This is a genomic window from Rufibacter psychrotolerans, from assembly GCF_016924645.1.
Classification (GTDB): domain Bacteria; phylum Bacteroidota; class Bacteroidia; order Cytophagales; family Hymenobacteraceae; genus Nibribacter; species Nibribacter psychrotolerans.
The window spans coordinates 13,038-28,457 of the sequence record NZ_JAFFJV010000012.1; the positions used below are offsets into that span (position 1 = coordinate 13,038).

Genomic DNA, 15,420 nt, shown 5'->3' on the forward strand with positions numbered 1-15,420 from the left:
CCCGTCCCTTTCTATCTCCAATCTGCGTTAAAGCAAAAAGACCAGTGGCGCTTCTTGAAAAGCGCCACTGGTCTTTTGATACAAACAGTTAAAGCGTAGGTTATCCGGCCACCAACTGCAAGGGGGCAGGTACCGCCACCACGGGCAATCCTTCTTTCTCCAACTGCTCGGCCAGGCTGGTCAGATCAGAAAGGCTGTCCAGCACAAAGTATGCCTCGGGGCTTTGGCCTTCCTGGAAGGGAAGAGCCAGGATTTCCTCCAGTTCGGCGGGGCGCCAGGCAGTTTCAGAGAGCAGGGCCGCTTCGGTCTCGGCGGCATTGGCGATCAACCGGTACCCAAACAGCGTGACTTTGCCTTCAGACTCGCGCAGGAGGCCGCTGCCCAGTACGTGCTGCACCAGGCGCCACAGTAACTCGGTGTGGGCGGGGTCTTTGTGCTGCAAGGCCAAAGCCCCCACGCGTTGCATAAAATCGGCCACCTGGGGCTGCAACACCCAGGGCAAAAGGCCAAACACATCCTGGAACAGGTCTTTGTTGCCCTGCAGGCGCAGGTCGGCGTCTGGGTGCAGGCGCAGCGAGGTCACTGCCGGGAACTTCCGCTTGGCCCACCGGGCCAATACCTGGCGGGGCCGCAAAGGCTCCTCCACGGCCACCACTTCCCAGTCAGAGAGGCGCTTCATCAAGAAATTCAGGTCCTGGAAATCAGGAATAAAGTAAGCCTTCAGTCCCAGAGCGTTGACTCCGTTCCAGAAAGGCGCGGAAACCACGGCAGAAAGTGCTTCTGCCCGCTTTGTGTACAGGATGTTCCAGATTTGTTGTTGCTGGATGGTGTACTGATGGTACTGTTGCTGATACATGGCTTTAATACATAAAAAAAGCCTGGGTCCATTTTACCGGAGCCAGGCTTCATATTGGGTTTGAATTTCTTCCTTAAATCATTTACTAGATTTAGCCAATAATGTCCCTGCTCCGGTTCGCAGCGCGAACGGTTTGCAATTGACAATCATTAGAATCTGGGCAAATGTTTTCATAACTTCTACCAATATAGAATATCTAGAATTTAAAGTCAAGTAAAACGTTGATTTTCCTCTAATTTAATCCTAGACCCTCTTGGCTCCTCCTCTTTCTGCTGCGTGGCAGAAGTGGGTTGAAGCTGTGCTTTCTACGCAAAGGGCCAGGGCAAGGTTACAGGGGCGCAAAGCTCTAGGCCAGTTCCTGCCGCAGGGCAAACACCCTGCGCATCTTCCGGATCATGCGCTCCGACTCGGTGAAACTCAGGGTCTGGGCTCCGTCTGAGGCGGCCTCCTCGGGCTTTTCGTGGGTTTCGTAGATAATGCCGTCGGCGCCGGCCATGATGGCGGCCAGGGCCATGGGCTCCACGTATTCCCTGATGCCAATGCCGTGTGAAGGGTCCACAATCACCGGCAGGTGCGTTTTCTCCTTCAGGATGGGAATGGCGTTCAGGTCCAGGGTGTTCCGACTGGCAGTCTCGTACGTCCGGATGCCGCGTTCACACAGCATCAGTTTCTCGTTTCCGCCCGAGAAAATGTACTCCGCCGAGTAGAGCAACTCGTCAATGGTGCCCGAGATGCCGCGTTTCAGCAGTACGGGTTTGTCTACCTTGCCCAGTTCGTCCAGCAGGTTAAAGTTCTGCGTGTTGCGGGCCCCTACCTGGAACACATCGGTGTAGGGCTCCATGGGCGCAATCTGGGACACCTGCATCACCTCGGTCACAATCTTGATGCCATGGGCGCGGCACATGTCATAGAACAGCTTCAGGCCTTCCAGCCCCAGGCCCCGGAACGAATAGGGCGAAGAACGCGGCTTGAACACCCCGCCCCGCATGAAGCGTACGTTGTTGGCTACCAAGTGCTGGATGGTTTTCTCAATCTGGGCTTCGTTCTCAATGGAGCACGGACCGGCCATGATGGTGAACTCCCCTTCCTTCACCTGCAACCCGTCGCCGAAGTCAATCACGGTAGGGTTTACCTTCCACTTGCGCGACACCAACCGGTACTCATCTGACACAATGTGGATGTCTTTAATGCCCGGCAGGTTGCCGATGGCGCGCACGTCAAACTCGGCCTTGCCGGTGCCCACCAGGTAATGCCCGGCCTGGGTCACCACCTCCGTGGTTTTGTATTTCAGTTCCCTGGCCTTGTCTACAATGGCCGCTTTGTCCTCAGGACGTATGTCTGGATGTAGTTGAATTAACATGTTTTTCTTTAAAATTGAAGATGGGGAGATTTGGGGATGAGGAGATTTGAAGATTTGAGGATTTGAAGATGGAGGGATTTGTTGATTTGCAGATGCGCCATTCCCCTAATGCCCTCGCTCGCCTCTGGCGAGTGTGAGAAATTGAGCGGCGTCTCGCCGCTAGGTACGTTGCCCTCTAGGCACATTGAAGAAAACTTCCCGCATCGCGGCCAGAGGCCGCTTAATAGCTCACACTCGCCAGAGGCGAGCGAGGGAAAAAGAAAGTGTCATCTCCAAATCTCCTCATCTCCAAATCCTCAAATCTCCAAATCCCCAAATCTTACCCCTTAATCTGCTGTAAAAAGGACCGTACGTTTTCCCGCACCTCGGCGGGTTGCTGGAGGGCTTTGATGAAGGCGCTGCCGATGATGGCGCCGTGCGCCGATTGGCAGGCCAGCTCAAACGTGGGTTTGTCGCTGATGCCGAAGCCGATGAGCAGCGGGTTCTTCAGTCCTAACTGGCGCACTTTGGCGAAATACGCCTGCTGCGCCTCGTTGGTCTGTACCTGGCTGCCGGTGGTGCTGGCGCTGGACACCATGTAGATGAACGAATCTGTGAGGGCGTCTATCTTGCGGATGCGGTCATCTGTGGTCTGCGGCGTGATCAGGAAAATAAGGCTGAGGCCGTATCTCTCCAGGATGGGTTTGTACTCCTCTTCGTACTCCGCGAAGGGAAGATCGGGCAGGATGAGTCCGTCCACGCCCACCTGGGCGGCATCCTGGCAGAAGCGCTCAAAGCCGTACTGCAGCACCGGGTTCAGGTAGCCCATGAGAATGATGGGCAAGGTCACCCGCTCCCGCACGCCGGCAAGTTGCGCCAATAACGTCCTGATGGACATGCCGTTTTCCAGCGCTACCTGGTTGCTGGCTTGAATGGTAGGACCGTCGGCCAGGGGATCTGAGAATGGCATGCCGATCTCCACCAGGTCGGCCCCGGCGGCTTGCAGTTCTTCCAGGATGGTCACGGTGTCTTCCAACTTGGGGAAACCGGCGGTGAAATAGATATTCAGAAGATTGCCGCTTTTCTCCTGGAACAGGCGCGTGAGTCTATTGTTGGCCATCTTGTTGTTCAAAATAAGTGAGAATGGTGTTCAGGTCTTTGTCGCCGCGGCCGGAAAGGTTGAGGACAACCACGTCATCTGGACCGGCTCCTACTTCCTTGAGGGCTGCCAGCGCGTGCGAGCTTTCAATGGCGGGAATGATGCCCTCCAGGCGGCTTAGTTCGCGCAGGGCTTCCATGGCTTCGGCATCGGTGATGGCGATGAACTGGGCCCGCCCGGTCTGGGCCAGGTGGGCGTGCTGCGGTCCTACGCCCGGGTAATCCAAACCCGCCGAGATAGAGTACGGCTCGGTGATCTGGCCGTCTTCGGTTTGCATGAGCAGGGTTTTGCTGCCGTGAATAATGCCGGTTTTGCCCAGAATGGACGTAGCGGCCGAGTGGCCGGAGTCCACGCCCAGCCCGGCGGCTTCCACGGCAACCAGTTTCACGTCGGGCTCGTCCAGGAAGTGGTAGAACGCGCCGGCGGCGTTGGAGCCCCCACCCACGCAGGCCACCACGTAATCCGGCAGTTCGCGGCCTTCTTTCTCCAGCAGCTGTTTTCTGATCTCTTCGGAAATAACGGACTGAAAACGGGCCACCATATCAGGGTACGGATGCGGACCTACCACCGAACCGATGATGTAATGCGTGTCCTCGGGGTGGTTGATCCAATCGCGGATGGCTTCGTTGGTGGCGTCCTTCAGGGTTTGGGAACCGGAGGTAACCGGCACCACGGTGGCCCCCAGCAGGCGCATTTTCTCCACGTTGGGCCGCTGGCGCTCGGTGTCAATCCTGCCCATGTACACAATGCACTCCAGCCCGGCCAGGGCGCAGACGGTGGCGGTGGCCACGCCGTGCTGCCCGGCTCCGGTCTCCGCGATGATGCGTTTCTTGCCCAGGCGTTTGGCCAGCAGGATCTGCCCTACCGTGTTGTTGATCTTGTGGGCCCCGGTATGGTTCAGGTCCTCGCGCTTGAGGTAGATTTTGGTGTTGTACCGCTCAGACAGGCGCTTGGCGTGGTACAGCGGCGTGGGCCGACCCACATAGTCGCGCAGCAGCTCCTGCATTTCTGCCTGAAATTCGGGCTCCTGCAGGATGGACAGGTATTTCTCCCGCAGTTCCTCCACATTGGGGTAAAGCATTTCCGGGATGTAGGCTCCTCCAAATTGTCCGTAGTAGCCTCGTTCGTTTACTGCGTAGTTCATGTATTTCTAGTGTCTTTTTGAGAAAAGGCCAACAAACCCTCCCTCCTGTAACTTATTGGCTAATAACCCTTACCCTCTCAGTTCCTCTACAAATTGTTTCAGTCTTGGCACGTCTTTCAGTCCCGGCTGCACCTCAAACTTTGAGTTAAGGTCTACCCCGTAGAGGTGGGGCAGCCGCAAGGCTTTTATCTCCGCCGCGTGCATCAGGTCAATGCCGCCGCTCAGAAAATAAGGCACCTCCAGGGAGTACTTTTGCAGCAGCTCCCAGTTGAACCGCACGCCGTTGCCGCCGGGGCTGGCCCCGCTGGCGTCAAACAGGAAAAAATCAACACTGGCGGCGTACGCCTGCAGCGGTGCAAAGTCAAAGTCGGTGCCTACCCGGAAGGCTTTCATCACCACCAGGCCCGCTTCCTTCAGTACCCGGCAGGTCTGCGGCGTTTCATGGCCGTGCAGCTGCACCACCTGCAGCCCCCCCTGGGAGGCTTTCTCCCGAATCACGGGAACGGCTTCATCCACAAACACGCCCACCTTTTGGGCCTGGATTGGGAAATCTAGGTCGAAAACGGCCTCCTGTTCGGCAATGCACCGCGGCGACTTGTCGTAGAAAATAAAGCCCACGTAGTCTGGCTGAAGCAGCAGCAAATCCTGGAGGTTCTGGCGGTACTTCATGCCGCAGACTTTAATCTGAAGCGTGTGGTTTGGCATGGGTAACTAGGTTAGGATTTCTTTCTCCGGTCTTCTAGGCGCTGTTACAGCAACTGCTCTTTTGGCTAGAGGCCTGTTTTAGCGCTACTTTCAGCAAAACAGCCCTAAAACCAGGAAGATTCAGGGGCTTCCGGCGTTTTCTCTATCTGGTTAGATGGAGAAGGCGGGCTGGCTTTGCCGCAGCTTCTTCAGTTCCTCAATAAACGCGGCGCAGGCTTTCTCGGGGCGGGGCTGGCGCATGAAGGTCTCCCCTATAAGGAAACCTTCAAAGCCGTACTGGCGCAATTCCACAATGCTGCTGGCCTCGCTCAACCCACTTTCTGATACCTTCACAAACTCATCTGGGATAAGGCTGGCCAGCTGCCTGGAAGTCTCCAGGCTCACGGTAAAGTCGTGCAGGTTGCGGTTGTTCACGCCTACTAGGTCTACGTGCGGCGTAAGGGCGCGCTCCAGTTCTTCCTGGTTATGTACCTCCAAAAGTACCTCCAGGCCCAGTGAATGGGCAAACTGCGCCAGACGGTCTACCTCTTCTTTGCTAAGCACGGCCGCAATCAAGAGAATCGCGTCTGCGCCGATGGATTTGGCCTCCAGGATCTGGTATTCTTCCACCACAAAGTCTTTCCGCAGGATAGGACAGAAATTGAACTTGCGGGCGGTGGTGAGGTCCTCGTTTTTGCCCCCGAAAAAGGTTGCATCGGTGAGCACCGACAAAGCCGAGGCCCCCGCCTGCATGTACCCGATGGAGGTGCGCTCTACCGGCGCGTAGGCGTTGATGGTACCTTTAGACGGCGACTTGCGCTTGTACTCAGCAATGATGCCGTTCAGGTCGGGGCGCTGCACGTACTTGCGCAGAGACACGGGTTGCGAGTTGAAATAAATGCTTCTTTCCAGCAGCGCCGTGGGCACCAGGGCTTTGCGGTCGGCTACTTCCTGCCGCTTGTGGGCAATGATCTTATCTAGAATGGTCTGGGACATACTCTTGTTTAAGCTAAAAACTTCTGAAAGGTTTGGAGCGCTTGCCCCGAGGTAAGGGAATGGCGGGCTTTCTGCAAGGCCTCCCGCATGCTAAGCCGCTCATCTGCGCAGTAAATGCCCAGCCCGGCGTTGGCTACCACGGCATCTTGCTGGGCCGGTGTGCCCCGGCCTTCCAGCACCTGCATAAAGATTTGGGCGGCCTCTTCTACGGTGCTGCCCCCGTACAGGTCATGCTCCTGATAGGTAGGCAGTCCCAAATCTGAGGGCTGCAGAATCTGCTCGCCCTGCGGGGTTACCATCTTGAACGCACCGGTGAGCGACACTTCATCGTAACCATCCAGGGCGTGCAGGAGCAAAAAGCGCTTGCCGGTTTTCTGGTACAGGTAGGTGTACAGGCGCTGCAGCTCCAGGCTGAAAACGCCTACCATCTGGAAGTGCGGCTTGGCCGGGTTGATCATGGGACCCAGCATGTTGAAGAAGGTCTTTACGCCCAGCTCCTTGCGGATGGGGGCCACTTCCTTCATGGCTGGGTGGAACAGGGGCGCGTGCAGAAAGCAGATATTGGTCTGCTCCAGTTTGACCCTCAGGTGCGTACTGTCATTGGTAAAGGTGTAGCCCAGGTGCGCCATCACGTTGGAAGACCCGCAGACCGAAGAAACCCCGTTGTTGCCGTGTTTGGCCACCTTGTACCCGGCCCCGGCCACCACAAAAGAAGCCAGCGTGGAGATGTTGAAGGTGTCTTTGCCGTCCCCGCCGGTGCCGCAGAGGTCAATTACCTGGTCGGTGCCCAGGTCGGGCAAGAGGCACAGTTCCAGCATGGCTTCGCGGAAACCTTCCAGTTCCTGCACCGTGATGTTGCGCATGAGGTAGACGGTCATGAACGCGGCCATCTGGCTAGTGTTGTACTGGCCCCGGCCCGTGTTCAGCAACACCTGGCGGGCGTCTTCCTTGGTGAGGGTTTTGTGTTCAATGAGTTGTTGCAGTACCTGTTTCATAGCACTAGGGAAGCGGCGTAAGAAGTCCATTTAGTCACGCGGGTGCTGGGGTTCTGCAACCAGTTGCGCAGCATGTCCTTGCCGTAGTCCGTTAGGATGGATTCCGGGTGGAACTGCACGCCGCATACATCGTACTGGGTATGCCGCAGGGCCAGCACCTCACCAGTTTCATCCACGGCGGTGATACGCAGGGCTGCGGGCACTGAGTCGGGCACCACGGTCCAGGAGTGATAGCGGGCCACCTTGAACGTGGCGGGCAATTGCCGGAACATGGGCTCCTGGTCATGCACCACCCTTAACGTGGCAGCTACCCCGTGGAATACTTCGGTAAGGTTCGCCAAGCGGGCCCCAAAGGCCTCGGCAATGGCCTGGTGGCCCAGGCACACGCCCATGATGCGCTTGGTGGGGGCGTACTTCTTCAGCAGTTCGGGCATGATGCCCGCCTCGCTGGGCACGCCCGGCCCCGGCGAAAGCAGGATCACGTCAAAGCGGTCTACCTCTTCCAGGCTGATCTGGTCGTTGCGGTGCACTTCCAGTTGGTCGGCGTAGCCCAGTTCCCGGAGCAGTTGCACCAGGTTGTAGGTAAACGAGTCGTAGTTATCTAAAACAAGAATCTTCATGATAAAAAAGGGTCTGTCTGTCTTGGTCTGGTGCTGGGTGTTTCGGGCCTAATTATTTGAAAACGGGTCTAAAACGTCACTTCACTACGTTAAATGGTAGAGGCCTTCTCCAGGGCCTTGCGGAGGGCGGCCAGCTTGTGGTGCACTTCGTTGAGTTCGCTGTGGGTGTCTGACTTGGCCACCACGCCGGCCCCGGCCTGGTAGTACAGGGTGTTCTGCACGCTCAGGAACGAACGGATCATGATGGCGTGGTTGAAATCGCCCCCAAAGCCCAGGAACCCGATGCAGCCGCCGTAATAACCGCGCCCGGTGGGCTCCAGTTCATCAATGAGGGTGAGGGCCCGGTGTTTGGGCGCCCCGGACAGGGTGCCGGCCGGGAATGTGTCGGCCACCATCTGCACCGAGCCGTGCGCCTGCGGCAGTTGGGCGGTTACTTTAGAGACCAGGTGAATCACGTGCGAGTAGTACTGCACCTCCTTGAACACCTCCACCTGCACCTGGTCGCCGTGGCGGCTCAGGTCGTTGCGGGCCAGGTCTACCAGCATCACGTGCTCGGCGTTTTCCTTGGGGTCATCGTACAGCTTCTGGGCCAGCTCGGCATCGGCGGCATCATTGCCGGTGCGTTTGAACGTGCCCGCGATGGGGTAAATGGTGGCGGTTTCATTTTTGATGGTGAGCTGCGCCTCGGGCGAAGACCCGAAGATCTTGAAGTTGCCGTAGTCAAAGTAAAACAGGTAGGGCGAGGGGTTGATGGAGCGCAGCGCGCGGTACACGTTGAACTCATCGCCCTGGAACCCTTGCGAGAACCGCCGCGACAGCACAATCTGGAACACGTTGCCCAGGTGGCAGTGGCGCTTGCCCTCCTCAATCACGCGCAGGAACTCGGCATCGGTCTGGTTGGTGGCTTCCTCGCCGGCCAGGGAAAAGCTGAACACCGGAAAGTTCTTGTTCCGGATGTGGGTCTCCAGCTCGTCCAACCCGCTGTTTTGGGTCTGATTTTCCAGAGAATGCTCAAAAATGTAGAGCTCGTTCTTGAAGTGGTCAATGGCGATCACGTAGCGGAACACCTGGTACAGGATCTCGGGCAGGTCTGGATGGGCGGTGGGCTTCTGGCGCACGTCCAGGGTCTCAAAGTACTGCACCGCCTCAAACGACATGTAGCCAAACAGCCCGTTCTGGATAAACCCGAACTGACTGGTGTCTGACTGAAACCGCTCACTGTAGGCCTGCAGCAGCGGCACCGCGTCGCGCTTGTTGGCCAATTGCTGCTCCTCTACCGTGCCGTCTGGGAAGGTCTGGCGCAGGGTGCTGTCCTTGAGTTTAAACTCAGCGATGGGCTCACAGCAAATGTAGGTGAAGCTGTTCTCATGACCGTGGTAGTCTGAGCTTTCCAGCAGCAGGCAGTTGCGGTACTTGTCGCGCAGCTGCAGGTAAATACCCACCGGGGTCACGGTGTCGGCCAGGAGTTGGCGGTATTGCGTTTGTAAGGGGTAGGTTTTCATAAAATGTATAAAAAAAGGCTTACTGTTTGGTTGGAACAGCAAGCCTTCTGCAAAACGGGCTAGGATAGAATAGGCAATGGCCTGCTGTTCACGAGTCTGCTGACTGGTGCCACCAACATGTCATTCCAATATTCATTCCCTGCTTCATTTTCTTATGCGATTGTTCCTTTGTTACGTATGAACCTGGCTAAAAACACCAAAGGCCCGGGGTGAATCCGAGCCTTTGGAAGACGTACATTTCTGCACAGCAAGCGGTTCACCCATCAGATCTGACGTGTGTGCCACCAGGCGTTGTGCTGAAAGTTGGTCTTGTTCATGTTGCAAATGTAAAGGCCCGCCCCTGAATTGCAAGAAAATTTTTGAAAAAATATGCGATGTGGCGTAAAAAGTGGCAAACTGCAGGCCATTGCGTACTTTTAACCTGTGGTAACCCGACGCGCCCTCTCCTATTTGCCCCAGCTTCTGCTGCTTTGCCAGTTAACCTTCCTGCCCGCGCAGGTACGGGCGCAATCTACCTATACGCTGGAGACCGAGGCGGAGCCCGACACGGTGAACCGCTTCAGCCGCCAGTTGCCCTGGCTGGCCGCCGGGGCCACCGTGCTGTACGGGGGTGGCCTGGCCCTCTTGAACCACGCCTGGTACCAGGAGCAGGAACGCACCTCGTTCCACTGGTTTGACGATTCTCAGGAGTGGAAGCAACTGGACAAAGCTGGGCACCTGTGGGGCGCGTTCCATGAAAGCCGCCTGGGCGTAGACCTGCTGCGCAAAGCGGGCGTGCCCGAGAAACAAGCCATTTGGTACGGCGGGGCCCTGGGTTTTGTGCTGCAGTCGCCCATTGAGTACTTTGACGGCCGCTCCCCCGCCTATGGCGCCTCGGCCACCGACCTGCTGGCCAACGCCGCCGGCTCCCTGGCGGTCATTGGGCAACAGCTGGCCTGGGGAGAGCTCCGCCTGGTGCCCAAGTACTCGTTTCACCCTACCCGGTACGCCGCCCTGCGCCCCAACGTGCTGGGCAAGGGCCTCCCCGAAGAAATGCTGAAGGACTACAACGGCCAAACCTACTGGCTGAGCGTGGACCTGGCTAAGTTCCTGCCCGCCCAGAGCAAATTCCCGGCCTGGCTGAACCCGGCGCTGGGCTATGGCGCCCAGGAAATGGTCTACCATGATACAGCTGCCAACCAGGCCCTGGGGTTAACCGCGTACCGGCAGTATTACCTGAGCGTGGACCTCAACTGGCAGGCCATTCCCACCCGCAGCAAGTTTCTAAAGAGTGCTTTCTATGTGCTCAGCATTCTCAAGTTCCCCGCCCCTGCCCTGGAGTTCAACCATCGGCACGGCTGGAAGATGCACCCGCTTTATTTCTAAGCCATTTTCCTGAAAAGGCCTCTGAAACGCCCTTATTTATGATTGAACACGGTGTGCCTTAGATTGAAGGAGTGATAGTGCCAGTATCAATCGGACCTTATAGAGACCACCCGTTACGCTCCGCTAAACTTGCGGCATAGAAAGAGCGCTAACTAAAAAGCACTACCCATCAGCTCCGGCACCGGAAAATCCATCTTTACATCGCGCAGCACAACGGTACACAAAGGTTTGAGGTGCTGAACGGGCGGGAATAAGCGCGCATCGGCGGTGATGGTTTGGGTGGTGGCCAATTGGGCCTGGCCGTGTAGCTGGGGGTTGGTGAGCAGCAGGCCCCGGGGGTGTTGCTGCACTAGCCGGGTCCACGGAAACAGCCGCGTGGTCACCGGCAAGGCGGGTCCGAACGGCTTGGCCTGCGCGGCAAAGAAAGGCAGCCCGTGCCGGCTTACCTGCAGCTGAAAATCGCCGGTATCTGACTTCCGGAGGCTGAAATCGGCTTCTTCTTTGGGAATGCCCCAGTTCTGCCAGCCGTTGCTGGCACTGGCCAGGGTAGAAACGTAGATCTTGGAGATAGAGAATGCCAGCTTGCCGCCCACCCTGAACAGCCCCGGCAGGTAGATCAGCTCCTGGTACGGCCCCACGTCTGAAGTAGTGTAGTTGAAGTACAGCACCGCCCCTATTTTGCCCACGTACCCCTCAGTCTGGTAGTCGGCCAGGAAGCCGTGGTGCCGGTTAAACCCTTTGGGAATAGCGTACAGCCAGACGATACCTTCGCCGGTAAGGGTCCAGGGGGGCGGGGCAGCAAAGGAGGAGGATTCCATGGCAAACGAGGCTGGGTGGTTCCTTGCTAAACGAATCCGGGGCGCAGGCGTTACTTGCACACGAGAAAGGGCGCTGATTGGCTGGTTCCATCACACGCCCCTGGTGCTTTCCGCCGCTGCTCCGTTCTCTTTTGCGTATCTTTGCCAGAGGCCGGGAGTTTTTCGGCCGATTTTTGCAAAAAGACCCCAAAAAGATGAACATAGGAGACCGCGTGCGCCTGATGCACGGCAAAGAACAAGGTGTGATCACCCGCTTCCTGGACAACAACCTGGTAGAGGTGGCCATTGACAATGACTTCACCATTCCGGTGATGCGCCGCGAGGTAGTGGTCATTGCCCCCGAGGAAGACCAGATGTTTAAGAACGCCCCCGCCCCGGAGCCGGCGAAGAAAGAGGCTCCCGTGGTTCCTTCCACCGCCGTGGCCGGTATCTACGTGGCGCTGGTGCACCAAACCCCCGAGCTGCTGGCCGTGCACCTGGTGAACAACTCTGAATATGACCTGCTGTTCACCTACGGCGAGGAAACCGACAAAGGCTACCGCGCCCAGAGCAACGACAAACTCACGCCTAAGAAAACCAAAGTGGTGGCGCACCTGCACCTCAACGACTTTGAGAAGTGGCCCGACCTGGTGGTGCAGTACCTGCAACACAAAGCCAGCGCGAACACCCTGCTGGAGCCCGTGACCCGAAAGCTTAAATTCAAGGCATCTTCGTTCTACAAGAGCAAAAAAACGGCCCCGGTGCTGCAGAAAGAAGGCTACGTGTTCCAGCTGGACTCCAAGCCCTCCCTGGTCAACCCCGACCAGATTCAGGAGCAGCTGATTGAGTCGGCGGCCCAGGCTGAGAACATCAAGGTGGCGGTGCCCAACCACGAGGTAGACCTGCACATTGAGAAACTGCTGCCCCACGAAGACCCCAAAAAGATGAGCAACTCTGAGATTCTGCGCCAGCAACTTGCCGCTTTCCAAGACAACCTGGACCGCGCCCTGGCCGCCAACATGCACGAGATCATCTTCATCCACGGCACCGGCAACGGGGTGCTGAAGAAGGAAATCCAGAAGGTTCTCAGCAAAAACCCGCACATCAAATTCTTTGAAGATGCCCGCAAGGAGAAGTTCGGGTACGGGGCCACCCGGGTGCAGCTGAAGTAATTTTATTTGTTTTTAGAGGAGATGCGTTTTGGGCCTGTTTTCTAAGGAATGGCCGCAAAGCGCATCTCCTTTTTTTATGCAGTGCCGCTCCTGCGGGGAAGGAGGAGCTTACCGCAGGAAGCTGGCGCTTGCTTTACAGTTTTGAGTTTGAATTCAGGAAAAGGGCTCAGAAACATAGGGCTTAAACCGATGCTTTTGGCAAGATGTGATTAAAAGGCATTGCAGTTTAGAGGTGAGACCAGGGAATGGCGCGCTTTTCTAGTTGGCCCACAAGATCCTTTCAGGATGACAATGTGGTGGAGAGATTAGGGAGTGCATTTCAGGATGACAATGTAGTGGGGAGTTTGGGGAGAGCATGGAGCGGTGTCGCGGGGGCTGCCCAGACATGGTGGTTGCGATGTACCAATGGTTGCGAAGACCCAACATGTTTTACTTCTCACCAAACCAGCCCAGTCGCTGAAGGATAGTACCTGGCAGTTATCCTTATGCCATTTTAATACTAAGCAAGGCACATCAGCCCGCGAAAGCAAGCCCCAGCCTATTAAAAGCAAGGCACTTAAACCCACTGAAAGCAGGAACTCAACCGCTTAGACAAAAGCAAACCACCTTTATCTGCTGAAAGCAAGTGTTCAAATGCTATAGACCAAAACAAGCCACTTTTGCCCACTGAAAGCGCCACTCACTCACTCACTCACTCACTCACTCACTCACTCACTCACTCACTCACCCGTGCGTCAATCTCTGACACGCGTAGCATGCGCAGCAGGGCAGTTTTCTTGTATTGGTGCTCCTGCATGCGTTTCATGATGTCATCCAGCATGGCCACTGATTTCACGATGTAGGGACCTTTGTTGAGCATGACGCAGTCGGCGCGCTGGGCCATGGCGGCATCGGTGATCTCGGCGCGGGACGGCCGGCCCTTTTTAGTGAGTTTCTCCAGCACCTGGGTGGCCCAGACCACCGGCAAATGGGCGGCTTCGGCAATCCAGAGGATTTCTTCCTGCACCTCGGCCAGTCGTTTCCAACCCAACTCCACGGCCAGGTCGCCGCGGGCGATCATGATGCCGGCGGGGTGCTGGCGCATGAGCGTGAGCAGCAGCTGGGGCAGGTTCTTAAAGGCCGCCTTGGTTTCTATTTTAAGCATCACGCCCAGGTGCTGGGCCTGGTGCTGCGCCAGGGCCTGCTGCAGCTCCTCCACCATCTGGGGGTGGTTCACGAAGGAAAGGTTCACGATGTCAGCGTACTGGACCACGGTGGCCAGGTCTTCGCGGTCTTTGGCGGTGAGCTTGTGCAGCTGCAGGTCGCTTTCGGGCAGGTTAATGCCTTTGTCGGGCCTCAGCTTGCTGCCGGCCTCCTCGGCGGCGGTGATCTTCACGCGCAGAAAATCTGGGGTTACCTCCTCTATCACGCCTTCAATCTCGCCGTCGTCAAACAAGATGGGCTCGCCGGCCTTCACCCGGGTAAAGACCTCGGGCAGGGTGCAGGAAATATGGGCCGGTTCCAGCTGCTCTCCTTGTTGGTTGTAGCGGGCCGGCCCGCCGGGAATGGGTTCGCGGTGCAGCAGGATCTCCTGACCCTGCTTCAGGTTGAGCGGGATGACCATGGCGGGCAGCTCCCCCACCCGGGCGGTGTGTCGCTGGCCGGTTTTCTTTACCAGGTGCAGCGGGGTGCCGGTGCTCAGGTAAGCCGACTTGAACAGGTGCCCCAACACGGCCTCGGCTTTTTTCTGGATCACAATGATTTTCCGCTTTCTACGGCGGGTGTCCTGGAACTGGATCTGGTCGCCCTCCTCTACCTGCGCCAGCCACTGGGCGGGCACCGGCAGGCTTTCGGCACTGAGCCCGTTTGGGGCGGTTTCAGGCACCAACCACACCTTGGCCGGCGCCAGCATTTGCCCAACTTCGTCTATTCTGGGGTGAATGGCCATTACCTTGGGGCCCGGCGCCAGGGCCCCGGTGCGCAGTTTGGGCCCCATCAGGTCAAACAGGATTTTACACGGCTGTCCGGTTTCTGCCTCTGCCTGCTTTATGTGCCGCACCATTTTCTCCCAGACGGTTTTATCGTCATGGGCGCAGTTGATGCGGGCGCAGTTCATGCCGGCTTTGAGCAGGTCCCGCACCAACCCGTAATCTTCCGCCAGGTCAGCCGAGAAGGTCACCATGATGCGTCCTTCCCGGCCGGGCGAAGGTTCTCCCAGCAGGGCGGCAATGTGGTTCTGGAGATGGTTGTTGGTTTGCAGGAAAGGCGCAAGCTGCGGGGTAGTCTGCGTCAGGTGGGCCAGGAGCAGCCGCAATTGGTTCTTAACCGCCACCAGGTTGGCCAGCACGTGGCTTTCGGCCCGGCCCAGCGAGGATAGCCCCAACCCCGACAGTTGCGTCTGCAGCCCCCGTATGTCTTGTTTGCGCAGGGCCAGGTAGTGCAGCAGGTTCCGGCTGCCTTCCTCAAAGGCGGGGTGTACCTTGGCCACCTGCGGGGCATAGGCTTGCTCCAGTTCGGCGGCCTTCTGTAAAAGCACCTCCACCTGCGCTACCAGGTTCTCCAAGGCGTGTTCCGTCATCTTCTCCATAGCAGTAGTTCTAGCATTAGATACTGCTTTTAAGCATTTTAGATTAGAGTATCTCTTCTTGTTTTCCAAGTACTGCCCAAGGGCCGCGCCGGCCTGTGTATGATTTGAGACCGAAAAAGGATTCACGAACCACCAACAATGAACCACCAAGAAGACCGGCAGGCCGCAGAAAAGCAGCCCGCACCCGTTTTAAGCCTCTTTCCGGGAAAACAGCCCTAAAATGAG

At 57.3% G+C, this 15,420-nt stretch carries 13 protein-coding genes; 2 read left to right on the plus strand and 11 right to left on the minus strand.

What is annotated here, in order from left to right:
* Positions 1 to 100: 100 nt before the first annotated feature.
* The 9 genes from JT718_RS12735 to JT718_RS12775 all read right to left on the minus strand — a co-directional run bounded on the left by JT718_RS12735 (position 101) and on the right by JT718_RS12775 (position 9,295).
* Positions 101 to 856 carry a hypothetical protein gene (locus tag JT718_RS12735; protein ID WP_205503088.1) on the minus strand — a complete coding sequence of 252 codons (756 nt, stop codon included), beginning with the start codon at positions 854 to 856 and terminating at the stop codon, positions 101 to 103.
* 346 nt (positions 857 to 1,202) lie between these two features.
* Positions 1,203 to 2,216 carry a 3-deoxy-7-phosphoheptulonate synthase gene (gene aroF / locus JT718_RS12740; RefSeq protein ID WP_205503089.1) on the minus strand — a complete coding sequence of 338 codons (1,014 nt, stop codon included), beginning with the start codon at positions 2,214 to 2,216 and terminating at the stop codon, positions 1,203 to 1,205.
* 319 nt (positions 2,217 to 2,535) lie between these two features.
* Complete coding sequence (gene trpA / locus JT718_RS12745; RefSeq protein WP_205503090.1) at positions 2,536 to 3,315, minus strand: tryptophan synthase subunit alpha; 780 nt, start codon at positions 3,313 to 3,315, stop codon at positions 2,536 to 2,538.
* Complete coding sequence (gene trpB, locus JT718_RS12750; RefSeq protein WP_205503091.1) at positions 3,302 to 4,498, minus strand: tryptophan synthase subunit beta; 1,197 nt, start codon at positions 4,496 to 4,498, stop codon at positions 3,302 to 3,304. The genes trpA and trpB overlap by 14 nt, the downstream gene beginning before the upstream one ends.
* 69 nt (positions 4,499 to 4,567) lie before the next feature.
* On the minus strand, positions 4,568 to 5,203 hold the full coding sequence (locus JT718_RS12755; RefSeq protein ID WP_205503092.1) for a phosphoribosylanthranilate isomerase: 636 nt from the start codon (positions 5,201 to 5,203) through the stop codon (positions 4,568 to 4,570).
* 150 nt (positions 5,204 to 5,353) lie between these two features.
* Positions 5,354 to 6,178: an indole-3-glycerol phosphate synthase TrpC gene (gene trpC / locus JT718_RS12760; protein ID WP_205503093.1), complete on the minus strand. Its 825-nt coding sequence runs from the start codon at positions 6,176 to 6,178 to the stop codon at positions 5,354 to 5,356.
* 8 nt (positions 6,179 to 6,186) lie between these two features.
* Entirely contained in the window at positions 6,187 to 7,173 is a 987-nt protein-coding gene (trpD, locus tag JT718_RS12765) for an anthranilate phosphoribosyltransferase (protein ID WP_205503094.1), read from the minus strand.
* Positions 7,170 to 7,793 carry an anthranilate synthase component II gene (locus JT718_RS12770; RefSeq protein ID WP_205503095.1) on the minus strand — a complete coding sequence of 208 codons (624 nt, stop codon included), beginning with the start codon at positions 7,791 to 7,793 and terminating at the stop codon, positions 7,170 to 7,172. The genes trpD and JT718_RS12770 overlap by 4 nt, the downstream gene beginning before the upstream one ends.
* An 89-nt stretch (positions 7,794 to 7,882) precedes the next feature.
* Entirely contained in the window at positions 7,883 to 9,295 is a 1,413-nt protein-coding gene (locus JT718_RS12775; protein ID WP_205503096.1) for an anthranilate synthase component I family protein, read from the minus strand.
* Positions 9,296 to 9,718: 423 nt separating this feature from the next.
* Here JT718_RS12775 and JT718_RS12780 point away from each other — a divergent pair, with 423 nt between their 5' ends.
* Entirely contained in the window at positions 9,719 to 10,660 is a 942-nt protein-coding gene (locus JT718_RS12780) for a DUF2279 domain-containing protein (protein ID WP_317195508.1), read from the plus strand.
* 152 nt (positions 10,661 to 10,812) lie between these two features.
* Here JT718_RS12780 and JT718_RS12785 read toward each other — a convergent pair whose 3' ends face one another.
* Complete coding sequence (locus tag JT718_RS12785; protein ID WP_205503097.1) at positions 10,813 to 11,478, minus strand: acetoacetate decarboxylase family protein; 666 nt, start codon at positions 11,476 to 11,478, stop codon at positions 10,813 to 10,815.
* Between the two features lie 194 nt (positions 11,479 to 11,672).
* Between JT718_RS12785 and JT718_RS12790 the strand changes: the two genes are divergently transcribed.
* Positions 11,673 to 12,629 carry a Smr/MutS family protein gene (locus tag JT718_RS12790; protein WP_205503098.1) on the plus strand — a complete coding sequence of 319 codons (957 nt, stop codon included), beginning with the start codon at positions 11,673 to 11,675 and terminating at the stop codon, positions 12,627 to 12,629.
* A gap of 715 nt (positions 12,630 to 13,344) precedes the next feature.
* On the opposite strand, the gene JT718_RS12795 is transcribed toward JT718_RS12790, so the two are convergent.
* Complete coding sequence (locus tag JT718_RS12795; RefSeq protein ID WP_205503099.1) at positions 13,345 to 15,195, minus strand: pyruvate kinase; 1,851 nt, start codon at positions 15,193 to 15,195, stop codon at positions 13,345 to 13,347.
* Positions 15,196 to 15,420: the final 225 nt, after the last annotated feature.